The sequence below is a fragment of the Mitsuaria chitosanitabida ATCC BAA-476 = NBRC 102408 genome (assembly GCF_001598255.1).
GTDB lineage: Bacteria > Pseudomonadota > Gammaproteobacteria > Burkholderiales > Burkholderiaceae_C > Roseateles > Roseateles chitosanitabidus.
This window is the reverse complement of the sequence record NZ_BCYP01000045.1, coordinates 1-13384: the sequence shown is the minus strand read 5'-3', so window position 1 is coordinate 13384 and position 13384 is coordinate 1. Positions and strand designations below refer to the sequence as shown.

The 13384-nt window shown below is 67.6% G+C and carries 22 protein-coding genes; 17 read left to right on the top strand and 5 right to left on the bottom strand.

The genetic code is table 11. From position 1 onward, the window contains the following. Positions 1 to 49 precede the first annotated feature (49 nt). Both MCHT01_RS24850 and MCHT01_RS26535 read left to right on the top strand, forming a co-directional pair. Complete coding sequence (locus MCHT01_RS24850) at positions 50 to 376, top strand: hypothetical protein (protein WP_067070331.1); 327 nt, start codon at positions 50 to 52, stop codon at positions 374 to 376. A 265-nt stretch (positions 377 to 641) separates the two neighbouring features. Continuing rightward, the gene (locus MCHT01_RS26535; protein ID WP_148661721.1) at positions 642 to 872 is read left to right on the top strand and encodes a cytochrome d ubiquinol oxidase subunit II; all 231 of its coding nucleotides are present in this window, start codon (positions 642 to 644) and stop codon (positions 870 to 872) included. Between the two features lie 12 nt (positions 873 to 884). On the opposite strand, the gene MCHT01_RS26965 is transcribed toward MCHT01_RS26535, so the two are convergent. Further along, positions 885 to 1142 (bottom strand): helix-turn-helix domain-containing protein, encoded by a 258-nt coding sequence (locus tag MCHT01_RS26965; protein ID WP_169806210.1) that lies wholly within the window; start codon positions 1140 to 1142, stop codon positions 885 to 887. Between the two features lie 91 nt (positions 1143 to 1233). Here MCHT01_RS26965 and MCHT01_RS24840 point away from each other — a divergent pair, with 91 nt between their 5' ends. The 12 genes from MCHT01_RS24840 (at position 1234) to MCHT01_RS24785 (ending at position 9948) form a co-directional block, all read left to right on the top strand. Beyond that, positions 1234 to 1950 carry a helix-turn-helix domain-containing protein gene (locus tag MCHT01_RS24840; protein ID WP_067070326.1) on the top strand — a complete coding sequence of 239 codons (717 nt, stop codon included), beginning with the start codon at positions 1234 to 1236 and terminating at the stop codon, positions 1948 to 1950. Positions 1951 to 2097: 147 nt separating this feature from the next. Next, complete coding sequence (locus MCHT01_RS24835) at positions 2098 to 2319, top strand: hypothetical protein (RefSeq protein ID WP_067070323.1); 222 nt, start codon at positions 2098 to 2100, stop codon at positions 2317 to 2319. Continuing rightward, positions 2316 to 2627 carry a hypothetical protein gene (locus tag MCHT01_RS24830; RefSeq protein WP_169806209.1) on the top strand — a complete coding sequence of 104 codons (312 nt, stop codon included), beginning with the start codon at positions 2316 to 2318 and terminating at the stop codon, positions 2625 to 2627. The genes MCHT01_RS24835 and MCHT01_RS24830 overlap by 4 nt, the downstream gene beginning before the upstream one ends. Positions 2628 to 2884: 257 nt before the next feature. Then, the gene (locus MCHT01_RS24825) at positions 2885 to 3307 is read left to right on the top strand and encodes a hypothetical protein (RefSeq protein WP_067070302.1); all 423 of its coding nucleotides are present in this window, start codon (positions 2885 to 2887) and stop codon (positions 3305 to 3307) included. Continuing rightward, positions 3304 to 3504 (top strand): hypothetical protein, encoded by a 201-nt coding sequence (locus MCHT01_RS24820; RefSeq protein ID WP_067070299.1) that lies wholly within the window; start codon positions 3304 to 3306, stop codon positions 3502 to 3504. The genes MCHT01_RS24825 and MCHT01_RS24820 overlap by 4 nt, the downstream gene beginning before the upstream one ends. Beyond that, positions 3501 to 3797 carry an XkdD/Y8K6 family phage-associated protein gene (locus MCHT01_RS24815; RefSeq protein ID WP_067070296.1) on the top strand — a complete coding sequence of 99 codons (297 nt, stop codon included), beginning with the start codon at positions 3501 to 3503 and terminating at the stop codon, positions 3795 to 3797. The genes MCHT01_RS24820 and MCHT01_RS24815 overlap by 4 nt, the downstream gene beginning before the upstream one ends. After that, a complete protein-coding gene (locus MCHT01_RS24810) occupies positions 3794 to 4621 on the top strand; it encodes a RecB family exonuclease (protein WP_067070293.1) in 828 nt (275 codons plus the stop codon). Before MCHT01_RS24815 ends, MCHT01_RS24810 begins: the two co-directional genes overlap by 4 nt. Continuing rightward, the gene (locus tag MCHT01_RS27690; RefSeq protein ID WP_084453336.1) at positions 4621 to 5748 is read left to right on the top strand and encodes a hypothetical protein; all 1128 of its coding nucleotides are present in this window, start codon (positions 4621 to 4623) and stop codon (positions 5746 to 5748) included. The genes MCHT01_RS24810 and MCHT01_RS27690 overlap by 1 nt, the downstream gene beginning before the upstream one ends. A 95-nt stretch (positions 5749 to 5843) precedes the next feature. Continuing rightward, the gene (locus tag MCHT01_RS24800; RefSeq protein ID WP_067070286.1) at positions 5844 to 7646 is read left to right on the top strand and encodes an AAA family ATPase; all 1803 of its coding nucleotides are present in this window, start codon (positions 5844 to 5846) and stop codon (positions 7644 to 7646) included. A 39-nt stretch (positions 7647 to 7685) separates the two neighbouring features. After that, a complete protein-coding gene (locus MCHT01_RS24795; protein ID WP_067070283.1) occupies positions 7686 to 8366 on the top strand; it encodes a 3'-5' exonuclease in 681 nt (226 codons plus the stop codon). A gap of 23 nt (positions 8367 to 8389) precedes the next feature. After that, positions 8390 to 9346, top strand: coding sequence for a recombination-associated protein RdgC (locus MCHT01_RS24790; protein WP_067070281.1), 957 nt, complete (start codon positions 8390 to 8392; stop codon positions 9344 to 9346). Next, positions 9343 to 9948, top strand: a complete 606-nt coding sequence (locus MCHT01_RS24785) for a hypothetical protein (protein ID WP_148661718.1) — start codon at positions 9343 to 9345, stop codon at positions 9946 to 9948. Before MCHT01_RS24790 ends, MCHT01_RS24785 begins: the two co-directional genes overlap by 4 nt. 105 nt (positions 9949 to 10053) lie before the next feature. Here the strand turns inward: MCHT01_RS24785 and MCHT01_RS26525 are convergent, their stop codons facing one another. Genes MCHT01_RS26525 through MCHT01_RS24770 form a run of 3 tightly spaced genes read right to left on the bottom strand, consistent with a single transcriptional unit; the run spans position 10054 to position 11073 of the window. Next, positions 10054 to 10578 (bottom strand): hypothetical protein, encoded by a 525-nt coding sequence (locus MCHT01_RS26525; protein ID WP_148661717.1) that lies wholly within the window; start codon positions 10576 to 10578, stop codon positions 10054 to 10056. A 3-nt stretch (positions 10579 to 10581) separates the two neighbouring features. Further along, positions 10582 to 10773: a hypothetical protein gene (locus MCHT01_RS24775; protein ID WP_067070272.1), complete on the bottom strand. Its 192-nt coding sequence runs from the start codon at positions 10771 to 10773 to the stop codon at positions 10582 to 10584. A 3-nt stretch (positions 10774 to 10776) separates the two neighbouring features. Then, the gene (locus tag MCHT01_RS24770) at positions 10777 to 11073 is read right to left on the bottom strand and encodes a hypothetical protein (protein WP_148661716.1); all 297 of its coding nucleotides are present in this window, start codon (positions 11071 to 11073) and stop codon (positions 10777 to 10779) included. A gap of 64 nt (positions 11074 to 11137) precedes the next feature. Here MCHT01_RS24770 and MCHT01_RS24765 point away from each other — a divergent pair, with 64 nt between their 5' ends. After that, the gene (locus MCHT01_RS24765; protein WP_245643649.1) at positions 11138 to 11554 is read left to right on the top strand and encodes an ASCH domain-containing protein; all 417 of its coding nucleotides are present in this window, start codon (positions 11138 to 11140) and stop codon (positions 11552 to 11554) included. Next, positions 11551 to 11697: a hypothetical protein gene (locus tag MCHT01_RS26960; RefSeq protein ID WP_169806208.1), complete on the top strand. Its 147-nt coding sequence runs from the start codon at positions 11551 to 11553 to the stop codon at positions 11695 to 11697. The genes MCHT01_RS24765 and MCHT01_RS26960 overlap by 4 nt, the downstream gene beginning before the upstream one ends. A gap of 10 nt (positions 11698 to 11707) precedes the next feature. Here MCHT01_RS26960 and MCHT01_RS24760 read toward each other — a convergent pair whose 3' ends face one another. Then, the gene (locus MCHT01_RS24760; protein WP_148661715.1) at positions 11708 to 11908 is read right to left on the bottom strand and encodes a hypothetical protein; all 201 of its coding nucleotides are present in this window, start codon (positions 11906 to 11908) and stop codon (positions 11708 to 11710) included. Positions 11909 to 12206: 298 nt separating this feature from the next. Here MCHT01_RS24760 and MCHT01_RS24755 point away from each other — a divergent pair, with 298 nt between their 5' ends. After that, the gene (locus MCHT01_RS24755) at positions 12207 to 13280 is read left to right on the top strand and encodes a site-specific integrase (protein ID WP_148661714.1); all 1074 of its coding nucleotides are present in this window, start codon (positions 12207 to 12209) and stop codon (positions 13278 to 13280) included. The last annotated feature ends 104 nt before the right edge of the window (positions 13281 to 13384 follow it).

Sequence of the window (13384 nt, the reverse complement as noted above, 5' to 3'; positions counted from 1 at the left end):
CGGTCCGGCTATGCTTCGTTGGACACGAGGCATAGAGGCAGGGAGAGCGATGGACTTCGACGACGGCGACCTGGTCGCAGCCGGAGCGTTTGCAGGGCAGAGCGTGATGCTGGACTTCATGCTGACGTGCCTCGCGATGGCGCTGAAGAACGAGCGCATTGCCGGCTACACCGCGTCTGGCCAGCAACTGGAGCCTCCGCTTGCACACGTGGTTCGCCCTGCGCTGGAAAAGTTCCTGCTGCACCATCAGACGCTCGACAGCAGTTCGGTTCCCCTTCAGCCAGAGCAGACTGCGGTTGCGCAACAGGCATACAGCGAGCAGTTGCGACTGCTTCGAGAGCGCGTTTTAGAGGTGACCCTGCCCTACGAGTTGTGAGCGTCGCCGCGTCGGAGAGCGCATCCACGGCATCAGCAACTGCGCGTCGTCCGGCACCGATCGCTTCCGTGAATGCATGCGAGCGATTGAAGTGGGTGGGCGTCATTGCGCACTCCGAGGGAGAGAAAAGGCCCCGGGCGCGAAGCCCGGGGCAAAGCCATCGCACCGCCCGCCGGGGAGGACGGCGGGCCGGTCCAGTGCGATGGGGAGACAACGTGCGGTCCGGCCCGTGACAGACTCACGTCTGCAGGGAGGGACACGAAGAATGACCAGAGAGTTCTGGATTGAGACAGCGCTATGGGCGGTGCCGCTCTTGCTGATGTTTGCTGCAGCGGCTCGCGACGCCAGGTCATGGCGAACGCTGAGGGAAGGCGTCGGTTGGGTTGCAGGGATCGCGCTCGTCGCGGCGATCGTCACTGGCGGACGCGGCTGCGCGTCAGGCAGCGCGGAGGTGGATTGCCAGCCCTCCCCCAACGGTCCGATCTGCAACGACTGAGCGGCGCGCACTTCAGGCCGCCTGCGTCTTGCGTGCTGCTCGGACCGGCCGCGCGCGCTTCAGCTTGGGCTCGGCGGCGTAGACGTCGTCCATGGAACAGGTGAAGCCATGCGCACCGGCGAGGTCGATGACGCGGCGGGCAACGCCCGGCGGCACCGTCTGGCCCTTGCTCTCGTAGAGCGAGACGTTGGCTTGCGTCATTTCGATGCCCTCGGCGAATGCCTGTTGGGTCATCCCCAGTTGGGCGCGGATGGCTCGAATTCCGTTCATGGCGCCAATACTAGCGGCGCTTGTTTTCGAGGTCAAGCGCAAACAGGCGCCGCTAGTTGCCGTTAGCAATGCTAACCATAGGATCCCGCTGATGAATACAAGCGACGCTGATGCCCGGAAGGCGAAGGTCACCGACGAGCATCGGGAGGAAGCCGCGCGCCTGCGCCGGATCTGGGAGGACCGCAAGCCAGCGCTGAAGGAGCGCGGCCTGGGCACACAGCTCCAGTTCGGCCTGAAGTTCGGCATTGGGAGCCAGGCCGCGGTCGGCTTCTTCCTCAACGGCCAGACCCCCTTGAGCCTTAAGGCCGCGCTGGGGTTCGCCGAGGGGCTGGGGTGCAAGGTCGCCGACTTCAGCCCTCGACTCGCTACCGTCCTTGGCTCGGAAGCGCAGCCGACCAAGGCGGAACCCGTCTACGTCGAAAGTCCAACCGAACTCTCCCTCGTCCGGGCTCTGCTTGGCGTGTCCGCCGCTGTTGCCGCCGCGCCCGAACGAAAGCGCAAGCTGATGGCCGCTGCCGCCGCCTCGATGATCGAGAACGGCCCGAACGACGACGAGGCAGCCGCGATCGATGCACTGGCGAAAGGATTGCCACCCATCGCTGCACCGGCCTCCCCGGCCGGATCGCAAGACGACTGGGAGGACACGGTGCGAAGCATGGCCGAGAACTGGGCGCCAGGCCCAGAGCGTGACTTCCTGCTCGGGTTTCTGAATGCCGCTGACGAGGCCCACCAGATGAAGGGGGCCCTTCACGAACGCAACGCGCGTGCGCATAGCAGCACATCGCGCTCGAAGGTCCGCACCGGATAATTGCGGCTGGGAGTCCTCCGCAGCGAGACCGGAATCGGCACTGCGGGAACGCCTTGTAGTCCCGCCTTGCCCGATCAACCGCCCCAGCCGCCACCTCCCCCGCCGCCCCGAGAATCCCCGCTCGTCGACAAGGCAGAGGAGGTCTACGTGTTCTTCAGTCGCGCGCAAGCCGCCGGCAGCGGCACGGACGCTTCAGAGAGCAATGGCCTGCCATCGTTCGACGATGGCCAAGCCGCGGTGCTGGTGGTGCAGAAGACCCCCTGGCGTCGCCGCCTGCTGATGCAGCTGCTGATCGCCTCAGTTGTGACGAACGTAGCCCTGGCACTCGCCCTGTGTGCGATCCTCGCGCTGGGCCTCCCCCATCGGTGACTGTGCACAACCGCACGCAGCGTGAAGATTCCGTTTATTCTCCGCGGGCTCACAGGGAGAAACAAAACGTGACGAATCGCGATAGGAGCGCAGAGCGATACATCGAGTCGCTCGCCGCCAGTGAGGTCCCGCCTTTGAGGCCGACCGAAGCCAAAGAAACGGCAGGCCGTGAGGCCGCAGCCAAGCAAGCCGCCAACAACTCGTTCATCGGGTCGGTGAGCGGCGACGTCATCTTCTTCGGCGAGGTACCGCCGAATGCACTGGAGATGATCCTTGCGCGCCGCGCCCAGCGGCAGCAGAAGTCCTGACGGACTAGACGATCGCGAACCAGAACGCGAGGACTGCGGCTCCCGCCGCCATCATCACGAATGATTCGCTGCGGCTCCCGGCATGGCCCACCCTGAAGCCTCCCCAGGCGGCCATTGCCGAGCCGATTCCAAGTAGCTGACGAAGCCAAGCGCCAAGGCACACCAGAAAAATATAAGCGCAAATACAAGCGGCGCTATTGACCTGACAAACAAGCGGCACTAGTATTCATCCAACGCAACCAACCAGGGAGCTACGGATGAACCAGATCGGAACCTCGACGACCCAAGCGGACATCAGCGCCGCGCGCGCGCTGGTGCTGCGCCAGGTCGAGTTCTACAGCGAGTGGGTCTTCCTGCAATGCCGCGGCATCGAGCGCGAGCGGGAAGTGCCCCACCTGCGCGGCGTCACCGCCGAAGACCTCGCCGACCTCAAGACGCCGCGTCTGGTCGTGATCCAGAACGACCCCGGCCAGCCGCACATCACGCGCTGCGCCGCCGGTGACCTGATCACCGAGCGCTTCCTCGCCGACGACGACACCCAGGCCGAGATCATCCGCATCGCCAACAAGCTGGCGGAGTACCGCCTGCAGGCCGACGAGCAGGACCGCCGCGAGCGCCGCGTCGAGCACGCCCGCGCCATGAACGCACCGGTGCTGGCGCTGGTCGGGAGCGACGCGTGAACGACGCCCGCACCACCACGGCCCCGGCTCCGGCCGAGGCCTGCAGCGACCTCGGCTTCGAGAACGAGCCCGAGCCGCGTCGCCCGCGCATGGGCGGCGTCCACGGCCTGGAGCGCTGGTTCATCCATCACCCCACCGCAACGACCGTCGCCGTGCTGGCGCTGATCGGAGCGGCCTACGTCTGGAGCGCGCAATGAGCGTCGGCAAGCACACAACGGTCCAGCTCGAAGCGATCGGCACACTGGTCCGCACGAGCATCGTCCATGGCGGCTTCCTCGTCGCCGAGTTCCGCGATGAACACGGCTCACCGCACACCGATGAGGCGAAGGCCAACGCTCAGCTCTTTGTTGGAGCCGGCGCCCTGCTCGCCGCTCTGAAGCGGTTGAGCCACGTCGCCACCTGGGACGACGAAACGGACCGCGCGGAGTTCGATGCGGCGATGGCCGACGCGGAAGCCGCGATCGTGGCTGTTGAAGGCGGTGTCGCGTGACCGAAGCCTTCGCCCCCCGCGTCCACACCGCCCGCGCCAGCAGCTGGTCGAAACTTTTCGACTGCGCCTACAGCTGGGAGGGCGAGCACATCCTCGGCATGCGCAAGGCCGCCGGCCTGCGCGCGCACCTGGGCACGTCGATCCACGCCAGCACCGCCGCGTTCGATGCCGGTCGCCTGCCGGGCGCCGAGCCGATCAGCGCGCTCGACGCGGCCGACGTCTTCGTCGACACGCTGCGCAACCCGGACCGCGACGTCGACTTCAAGCAGGACGGGCTCAGCGTCGACGACGCCGAGCGCATCGGGCTGTCGCTGCACGCGATGTACTGCAGCGAGATCTCGCCGCGCTTCGCCTTCCACAGCGTCGAGCAGCAGTTGACGCCGCTTGAGATCGACTGCGGCGGCGGTCAGGTTGTGCGCCTGACCGGCTCGATGGACCGGGCCCGCGTCGCGCGGCACCCCGACGGCGTCGTCATCCCGGACGTGAAGACCGGGACCCGCGTCATCGCCGACGGCGTCGCGCAGACCAAGGGCCGCAGCGCGCAGCTCGGCACCTACCAGCTGATGTACGAGCACACCGAGGGCGTGCCCACGGTCGGCGGCCAGATCCTGGCCCTGTCGACCAGCAGCCGCCCGGCCGCCGCGGTCAGCCGGATCTGGGACGCCAAGCGCGTGATGGTCGGCACCGAGGACCAGCCCGGGTTGATCCAGATCGCCGCCGGGATGTTCCGCACCGGCCTGTTCCCGCCCAACCCCTCCTCCCCCCTGTGCAGCGCGAAGTACTGCGCGCGCTGGAACACCTGCCACTTCAAGGAAGAAGACTGATGAACGCCCCTCTCGCCCTCGACACCCTCAAGCAGCAAGGCGGCGCCGTCGCCGTGCAGCAGAACTACGCGCCGGGCTTCGGCTCCTCGCAGAGCTTCGAGCTGATGATCCGCCAGTCGAAGCTGCTGATGACCACGACGCTCGTGCCCGCGGCCTACCGCTCGCAGGTCGTCAAGCTCGACAAGTACGGCAACGTCAAGGAAACGCGCGAGAACCCCAACGCGCTGTCGAACTGCGCCGTGGCGCTGAACATGGCGACGCGTATGGGTGCCGACCCGCTGATGGTGATGCAGAACCTCTACATCGTGGAGGGCCGCCCCAGCTGGTCGTCGCAATGGATCATCGCCGCGATCAACGACTGCGGCCGCTTCTCGCCGCTGCGCTTCGAGATCAAGGTGCTGGGCAAGAAGACGGTCCCCTACGCCACGACCTACTGGGAAGACAACCAGCGCCGGACCAAGACCGAGAACGTCGCGATCGTCGACAAGCAGTGCATCGCCTGGGTGAAAGAGCTCGCCACCGGCGAGCGCCTGGAGTCGCCGCCGATCTCGATCGAGATGGCCGTGCGCGAGGGCTGGTACACGAAGAACGGCAGCAAGTGGCAGACCATGGACGAGGTCATGCTGCGCTACCGCGCCGCCAGCTTCTTCGGCAAGCTCTACGCGCCGGAGCTGCTGATGGGCCTGCAGTCTCGCGAGGAAGCCGAGGACATCATCGACATGGACACGGGCGCTCCCGTGTCCGGCCCGGTCTCCATGGCCGACCTCCGCAGCGGCCCGGCCCCGATGGTCGATGAGGTCGAGCAGCAGAGCCCGCCGGCTGATGCGCCGGTCGACGCCGAGACCGGCGAGGTCGCCGGCGCCGACGGCGAGATCGCCCAGCAGCAGGACCAGCAGCACGCCTTCGACGGCGACTCCTACGCCGGCCAGATCGAGCGCGCAGCCGATGCCGACACCGTGAACCGCCTGGTGCGCGAGATCCCGGCCGAGGTGAGCGACGACCTGCGCGACGTGCTGATGGGCGTCGCCGATCGCCGCATCGCCGCCCTGGTCGACGGCCAGCAGCAGGCCGAGCAGCAGCCCACCACCACCGGCCGCCGCCGCTCCAACGTCGCCAGCCCCGAGTAAGTCACGAGGCCCAGCGCAGACCGCACCCGCAGTCCGGCCTCCCCTCCCGCCGCGCTGGGCCTCCCCTACCCCTGATCGATTGGCAAAGGATCGCCATGAAACTGAACCGCATCGAAATCCGCAACGTCCTCGGCATCGCCTTCGCCGAGATCGACCTGCCGACCCCCGTCGCCTTCTTCGCCGGCTTCAACGGCAGCGGCAAGACCAGCATCGTGGAGGCCGTGCGCATGGCGCTGGGCGGCGACCTGGTCGCGCGCGGCGTCAAGCTGAAGAAGGAGCTCAAGTCGCTGGTGCATGAAGGCGCCAAGGACGGCAGCGCCGAGGTTATCCACGGCGACGGCACGCCCACCTTCGCGCTGTTCCCCAGCGGCAAGACCACCGACGAGAACGTCTACCGGCCGAGCCCGTTCCTGCACCTGGTGTGCGAGCCGCACGCGTTCGCCGCGATGAACGAGCTGGAGCGCCGCAAGACCCTGTTCGCGCTGATGAAGGTCAAGCTCGACGTCAAGGACGTCATCGCGCGCCTGAAGAAGCGCGGCGTCGACGAGAAGAAGGTCGACCGCGTCGGCCCGCTGCTCAAGGCCGGCTTCGAGGCCGCGCACGACGCGTCCAAGCTCAAGGGCACCGAGGCGAAGTCGGCCTGGCGCGTCACCACCGGCGAGGTCTACGGCAGCGAGAAGGCCAAGGACTGGGCGGCCGAGGTCCCCGCGTTCGACGCCGGCGCCGCAGCCCCGCTACGCGCCGAGCTGGCGAAGCTGGATGCCGACCTCGAGGCCGGCCAGCAGAACCTGGGCGCGATGCAGGCCGAGGAGAAGCGCCGCCAGGAACAGCGCGCCAAGCTGCCGGCCCTGGAGGCCAAGGTCGACACCTACCAGCGCGTCGACAACAAGCTCGCCGTCGACCGTGCCGGCCTCGCCGAATGGGAGCAGAAGCTCGCCGCGACGAAGGCGGAGGCTGGCCAGGGCAAGCGCGTCGGGCTGGTCCACGACCTGGCCGCCGCCGTCGCCTACCTGCTGCCCTTCGGCCAGACGTCGGTCGACAAGCAGCCCACACAGGAGGAGTGCGACGCGGAGGCCGCGCTGACCGCCTACGAGCGCGAGCACGGCCGCATCGGTGCCACCGGCAGCCCGGAGGCCGCGGCGCGCATCCCCGAGTACCAGAAGGCCCGCGACCTGATGGCGAATGCCGTCGCCGCCGGCGAGACCGCGCTCGCCGAGATCCAGGCCGCGCAGGCGGAGCACGAGATCATCCTGCAGGCCATGGCCGATGACGCCGGCGGTGACCCTGCCGTGCGCGCCGAGGCCGAGGGCAAGGTCGCCAAGATGAAGGCGCGCCGCGCCGAGATCGTCGTCGCGCTGGACCGGCAGCACACCCTGCAGCTCGCGGCCGACAGCGCGGCGAAGAAGACGGCGGACGCCGCCGAGCACCACGCCGACGTCGTCGCCTGGGACCTGATCACCACGGCGCTCGCGCCGGACGGCATCCCCGGCGAGCTGCTGGCCGAGGCCCTGGACCCGTTCAACGCCCGCCTGCAGCAGTCGGCCGACGACGCCGAATGGCCGGTGCTGAAGCTGGGGACCGACATGGTCCTGCGCCAGGCCAACGGCCGCGCGTACCAGTTCTTCAGCGAGGCCGAGAAGTGGCGCGCCGACGCGATGCTGGCCGAGGCAATCTCGCACCTATCGGGCCTGCGCTTCCTGATGCTGGACCGCTTCGACGTCCTCGACAACAAGGGCCGCGCCGACGCGCTGGCCTGGGTCGATGTGCTGGCCCGCGAGGGCGAGATCGACACGGTGCTGATGTTCGGGACGCTGAAGAGCGTGCCGGCCCTGCCGCAGACCTTCACCGCCCACTGGGTGCAGCGCGGCGAGATCGCCGAGCTGGCCGAGGCGGCCTGATCCCGCCGCCCCACCCACAACGACCACCGAGACCACGCCATGAACCTGAAACTCTTCTACGACTTCGAGACCACCGGCCTGCCGCTCTACAAGGAGCCGAGCAGCGATCCGCGCCAGCCGCACATCACCCAGCTCGCCGCGAAGCTGATCGACGTCGGCACGCCCGATGCGCCGCAGTGCAACGTCATCGCCTCGATCGACGTGATCATCAAGCCCGAGGGCTGGTACATCCCCGACGAGTGCGTCGCCCTGAACGGCATCACCACCGAGTTCGCGCTCGACGTCGGTGTCCCGGAGCGCGATGCGCTGCAGGTCTTCCTGGGCCTGTGGAGCGCCGCCAACGAGCGCGTCGGTCACAACGAGGGCTTCGATGCGCGCATCGGCCGCATCGCGATCAAGCGCCTTCTCAACGACGACCAGCTCGCCGACGTCTGGAAGGCCGGCCCCGCGTACTGCACCCAGCGCAACGCGGTGAACCACTGCAAGGTGCCGCCGACCGACGCCATGCTGGCGCGCAACAACCGGTCGTGGAAGACGCCGAGCCTGGCCGAGGCCTACCAGCACTTCACGGGCCTGGTGCACACCGGCGCCCACCGCGCCATGGCCGACACGAACGCCACGGTCGCCGTCTACGTCGGCATCCGCAAGGCCGAGAACCCGGGCGGCGCCGTCGTCGACGCCGAGTACCGCGAGGTCGGCGAAGCCGCCCACAACGCCTGACCCCACGTCGACGAGGACCCAGAATGTTCAAGCACCTGATCGTTTACCGCCTGTCGAAGGACTGGCAGGCCGACGCCGAGAAGCTCGCCGACGCGCTGGAACAGGAGCGCTTCGCGCCCTGCGGCGCCACCGAGGCGCGGTCGGCCGGCTGGGCCCCGCCGCGCGGCGAGCCCGGCGCCCCGCTGCTCGAGCAGGTTGACGGCCACTGGCTGCTGACGCTGCGCATGGAGAAGCGCGTGCTGCCCGGCAGCGTGGTCCGCGAGCACACCGAGCTGGCGATCGAGAAGATCGAGGAGCAGACCGGCCGCCGCCCGGGCAAGAAGCAGCAGCGCGACATCAAGGAACAGGTCGTGCTGGAGCTGCTGCCGCGCGCGTTCACCCAGCAGTCACACCTGCGCGTCTGGATCTCGCCGAAGCAGGGCTTCCTGATGGTGGACGCGGGCTCGATCGGCAAGGCCGACGAGCTGATCACCCTGCTGGTGAAGGCGGACTCGTCGATCAACATGCACCTGCTGCAGAGCGCGGAATCGCCGGCGGCGTGCATGGCCGCTTGGCTGATGGACGGCGTCCCGCCGAAGGACTTCGTGATCGACCGCGACTGCGAGCTCAAGGCGGCGGACGAGATGAAGGCGGCGGTGCGCTACGCCCGGCACAACCTGGACACCAACGAGGTGCAGGCCCACCTGACCGGCGGAAAGATGCCGACGCGCCTGGCCATGACCTGGAAGGAGCGCGTGTCGTTCACCCTGACCGACACGATGCAGATCAAGGGCATCAAGTTCCTGGACATCGTCTTCGACGGCCGCGACAAGCCGGCCAAGGACGAGGCCTTCGACGTCGACGCGGCGCTGGCCACCGGCGAGCTGTCGCAGCTGATCCCCGATCTGATCGAGGGCCTGGGCGGCGAGCTGGACTTCATCGGGCAGAGCACCAAGATCGCGGCGGCGCATGCGCCGAAGGCTGACGGGGTGCCGGCATGAGCGCCCCAGACATCAACCTTCAGCGCTTCTGCGCCCGGGCTAGCGACCTTCGTAGCTACCTGCGCGCGCCGTTCAGCCGCGACGGCTATGTCTATGGCGCTAACGGGCACATCGCAGTCCGGGTGCCGCGTGGCGACGGCGAGGCGCCCGCCGAGCTGGCTGCGGACAAGATTCCCCACCTGGCGTCGCTGTTTGCGGGCGCGGCTGCGCGCACCGATTGGCGCGACTTCCCGGCTATCCCGGCGCCTGAACGCTGCAGGCGCTGCTCCGGCGCGGGCGTGCTGCGTGGCCATCGTTGCGAAGCCTGTGAGGGAAAGGGCGAGTTCGAGCACTTCGACGAGGAGTACGAGTGCAAGAGCTGCGAGGGCAACGGCCTCTTCGAGAACGAGGCTGGCGTGTTCACCATCGAATGCCCGGCCGCCTTCTGCAAGGGCGGAGCGATCTCCGACGGTCACGCGATCGGCGAGAACCGCGCCGACATCGTCTACCTGCATCAGATCGCTGCGCTGCCTGGCGCGCGGGTGTCGCCCGGGTCCTTCGGCGACACGATCTACTTCACGTTCACCGGTGGCGAGGGCGTCCTGATGCCCCGCCGGACCTGAGGGGGCGCCGTGCGAGAACTGATCGCCGCCACCACAGCCGTCCTCGCGCTGATGTCCGCGTTCGCCGCGGTCATGCTGCCGGCGCCGCGCGCCGTCCATCGCGGCTCACGCTTCCATGCGCCTGCTTGCCTTCAAGGCTCGACCACAGAGAGTTTCGGTCGCCCTTTGGATGATCGCGTGGTTCGCCGCGGAGAGCTGAACAAAGAACGGGACGTCTGCAGCGTCCGGTCCGAGTTGCCTGTCGACGTTCAACAGTGTTGCGTTGGCAATGCTCTGCAGCTCCAGCAATGCATCGAGGCGATCTGCCGGTATGAGGTCGAGGCGAATCGTGTGGCTCTGATGGATGAGCATCTTGAGCTTCTCGCGACACGTGAGGAGAGTGTTCCTCCGCTCGACCCCTTCAAGTTGCATGAGGCGCGAAGAGAGTCCACGAAGCCGCAATGCAAAGTGATGTGCGACCGAGTTGGCATCAATTCGCTCCCGCCGCTTCTGCCACAAGGGCACCGCGACAGCGATGAGCACCGCAGCCGTTGCACCAACGACCTGAGCCCAGCCGGACCATTCCGACTTCGTCATGCAAGTCGACCAGTGCTGAATGTTCAGCAGGCAGTACTCTGCGGGAACGTCCATCGTTCAGAGCCTCCCGCGCCGGATCTGGTCGCCCAGCTCGGTCAGCCAGCGCCGGCCGTCCTCACGCGGCGCGGTGGCGAAGCCCTTGTCCTGGAGCCGCTGTTGCAGCTCTTCGTCGATGACCTTTCCGCCGAAGGCCTGCGGGATGAAGTAGAGCGCGGCGCGCTCTTCGGGGGTGATGTCGATGTCGGCCATGGGTCAGAGTTTCGGCAGCTCTTCGATGCGTCGCTCGTCGCCCGGGACGCTGTCCAGCACGAGCCACTCGACACCGTGCTCATCGGCGCGCACGCGCACCTTCGGGCCAGCGGTGATCGCGCCGAAGTCCGCCGGCCACACCGTCGTGACGATGTCGCCGCGCACCACAGCGTCAACGACGTCGAGCCGAGAGGCCACCGACTGCTCGCCGACCGGCTGACCGTGGGGCGTGAACTTGCGCCACAGGAACTGAACAGCGCGGTCTTGCCCGTCGACCTGAACCTTCGAGATCACCCACATCGGAGCCTCCATGATTGAGCGATCGATTCTAAGCAGCGCCCCTTCCGCGGCGCCACCCGATCGGTTGGTTAAAGCCATCTGCATTCGCCAGCCCTGGGCCTGGCTCATCCTGCACGGCGGCAAGGACATCGAGAACCGCAGCTGGGCGACCAAGGTTCGGGGTCGGGTCTTGATCCATGCGTCGCAGGGCATGACCTTCGACGAGTGGAATGACGGCGTCGCCTTCGCACGGCTCGCGCGCGACGGCCTCGGCCACCCGCCGGTGACTATCCCGGGCGCCAAGAACATCGAGCGCGGCGGCATCGTGGGCAGCGTCGAGATCGTCGATTGCGTCACCGCGTCGACCTCGCCCTGGTACATGGGCGACGTCGGCTTCGTGCTGCGCGACCCGCGCCCTCTGCCCTTCGTGCCGATGAAGGGCCGGCTTGGCTTCTTCGACGTGCCGCACGAGGTGCTGGCCCAGTTGGGGACCGCACGATGAAGCGCGCCGACATCCCCGCCAACATCTTCGCCGGGTGCTTCATCCTGGCCATGGCTGCGGCGGCCGTCATCGTCGGCCCCATCGTCGTGCTGGCCTGGGCCCTCGACGGGTTCAAGGCGCACCGCCGAGAGTCGAAGCGATGATGCGCACCCTTCACTCTCCCCGCGCCTCGGCGGCGATCGCGGCTCGAGCTGCGGTCTCCGCCAGGTCGCGGCTGCCGTACTCGCCCGGCAGCGCCGTGCGAATCTGGCCCAGGCCCGAGGCCGCCGGCGGGGTCAGCACAACCAGCGCCGCCCATTTCCCCAAATCCAGTTGCTCGGCATCCACCGATGCAGCCCAGTCGTCGTCTTCCATGTCGCTCCCCTTCATTCGACCGACGTTACAGCATCAGGAGGCCCTCAATGGCTGAAGTCGCCGAGCGCCCCGGTGTCACCCTCTCCGCGCAGGAGATCGAGACCTTGACGAGATACAAGCGCCCGTCCGAGCAACTTCGAGAGCTCCATCAGCGCGGCTTCTGCCGAGCCTATGTTCGCGCCGGAGTCGTGGTGCTCGAGCGCCCCCACTTCGAGGCAGTGTGCCGCGGCGCCATCGAGAAGCCGCGCGGACGAGTAACCCCTCCCGTGGTGAAGCCTCGGCGAACGGGGACCAGCGGATGAAGGGCCCGGCCAAGGGCACTCAGATCAAGGGCGGTCGCTACTACCGGGTGCGGGCCGACGGCGCAAAGCGCGTTTGGCTCCCATTGACCAAGGTCCGCGAGGGACTTCCAGCGTTCTATACCGCACTGGCCGATTCGCTTGGACGCGACTCTCGTGATGACACCATGCCGAAGTTGGTAGCGGAATGGCAGCGGGAGGTCATGGTCAAGCACTCCGCCAAAACCCAGATCGACGAGAAGCGCCGCGCGACCGTCATCGCGGACAGCTTCAAGACCCTGGGAGCCGCCGAGGTGGAGACGCCCGACTGCTACGACTTCCTCAAGCCCTTCCAGTCGATGCCGCGCACCCACGACCTCTTCCGGTCTCAGCTGCGCAGCATCTTCCAGTTGGCGGAGCTGAAGGGGTATCGCAAGGCGGGTAGCAACCCCGTCTCCGCCATCCCGACGATGGGCAGCACCCCGCGCGACCGCTACATCACCGACAGCGAGCTTCGTAGGGTCAAGATCGGCGGCCTGTACGGCGCCAACGGGCGGCGCACTCCGACCGGCATCACCCTGGCCTGCTTCCTGGAGGTGGCGTTCCTGACCGGGGCGGACGTCGGTGTCCTGCTGCGCCTGCGAGAGGAGCGCGACCAGGAGAACCCGGACGAGCCCCACGTCTGCGCAGATGGCATCTTTGTGCGGCGTGACAAGACCGAACGGACCTCCCGGCCTGTGATCGTGGAGTGGACGCCGCGGCTGCGCGCCGTGGTCGCCAAGCTGAAAGCCATCAAGGCCGCGCAGCAGACCAAGAAGCGCGCCCAGCAGCGCGTCGTGACGCCGCTCCTGTTCATCGGCATGGATGGGACGCCATGGACCTACGAGGCGCTGTCCTCAGCCTGGCAGAAGGCGCGCGCCCGCGCCAAGCTGCCGCCCACGATGCTGCGCGACCTCCGCGCAAAGGCGGCCACAGACAAGGAAGAGAAGGACGGGATCACTGGGGCGAACGTCCTGCTTGACCACACGACGGAGCAGCAGACAGCCGACTACATCCGCCGGAAGAAGGCTCGTCGGACTTCGGCAGCGGCCTAGAAACCTTCTAACGCTGCGCGCGCAAACGCGATGAATTGGGACCAAAACCGCGCCAAACCGTTAGAAGAATCTGGCGTTTTCCTCGATGGCTGCTTGATTTCACA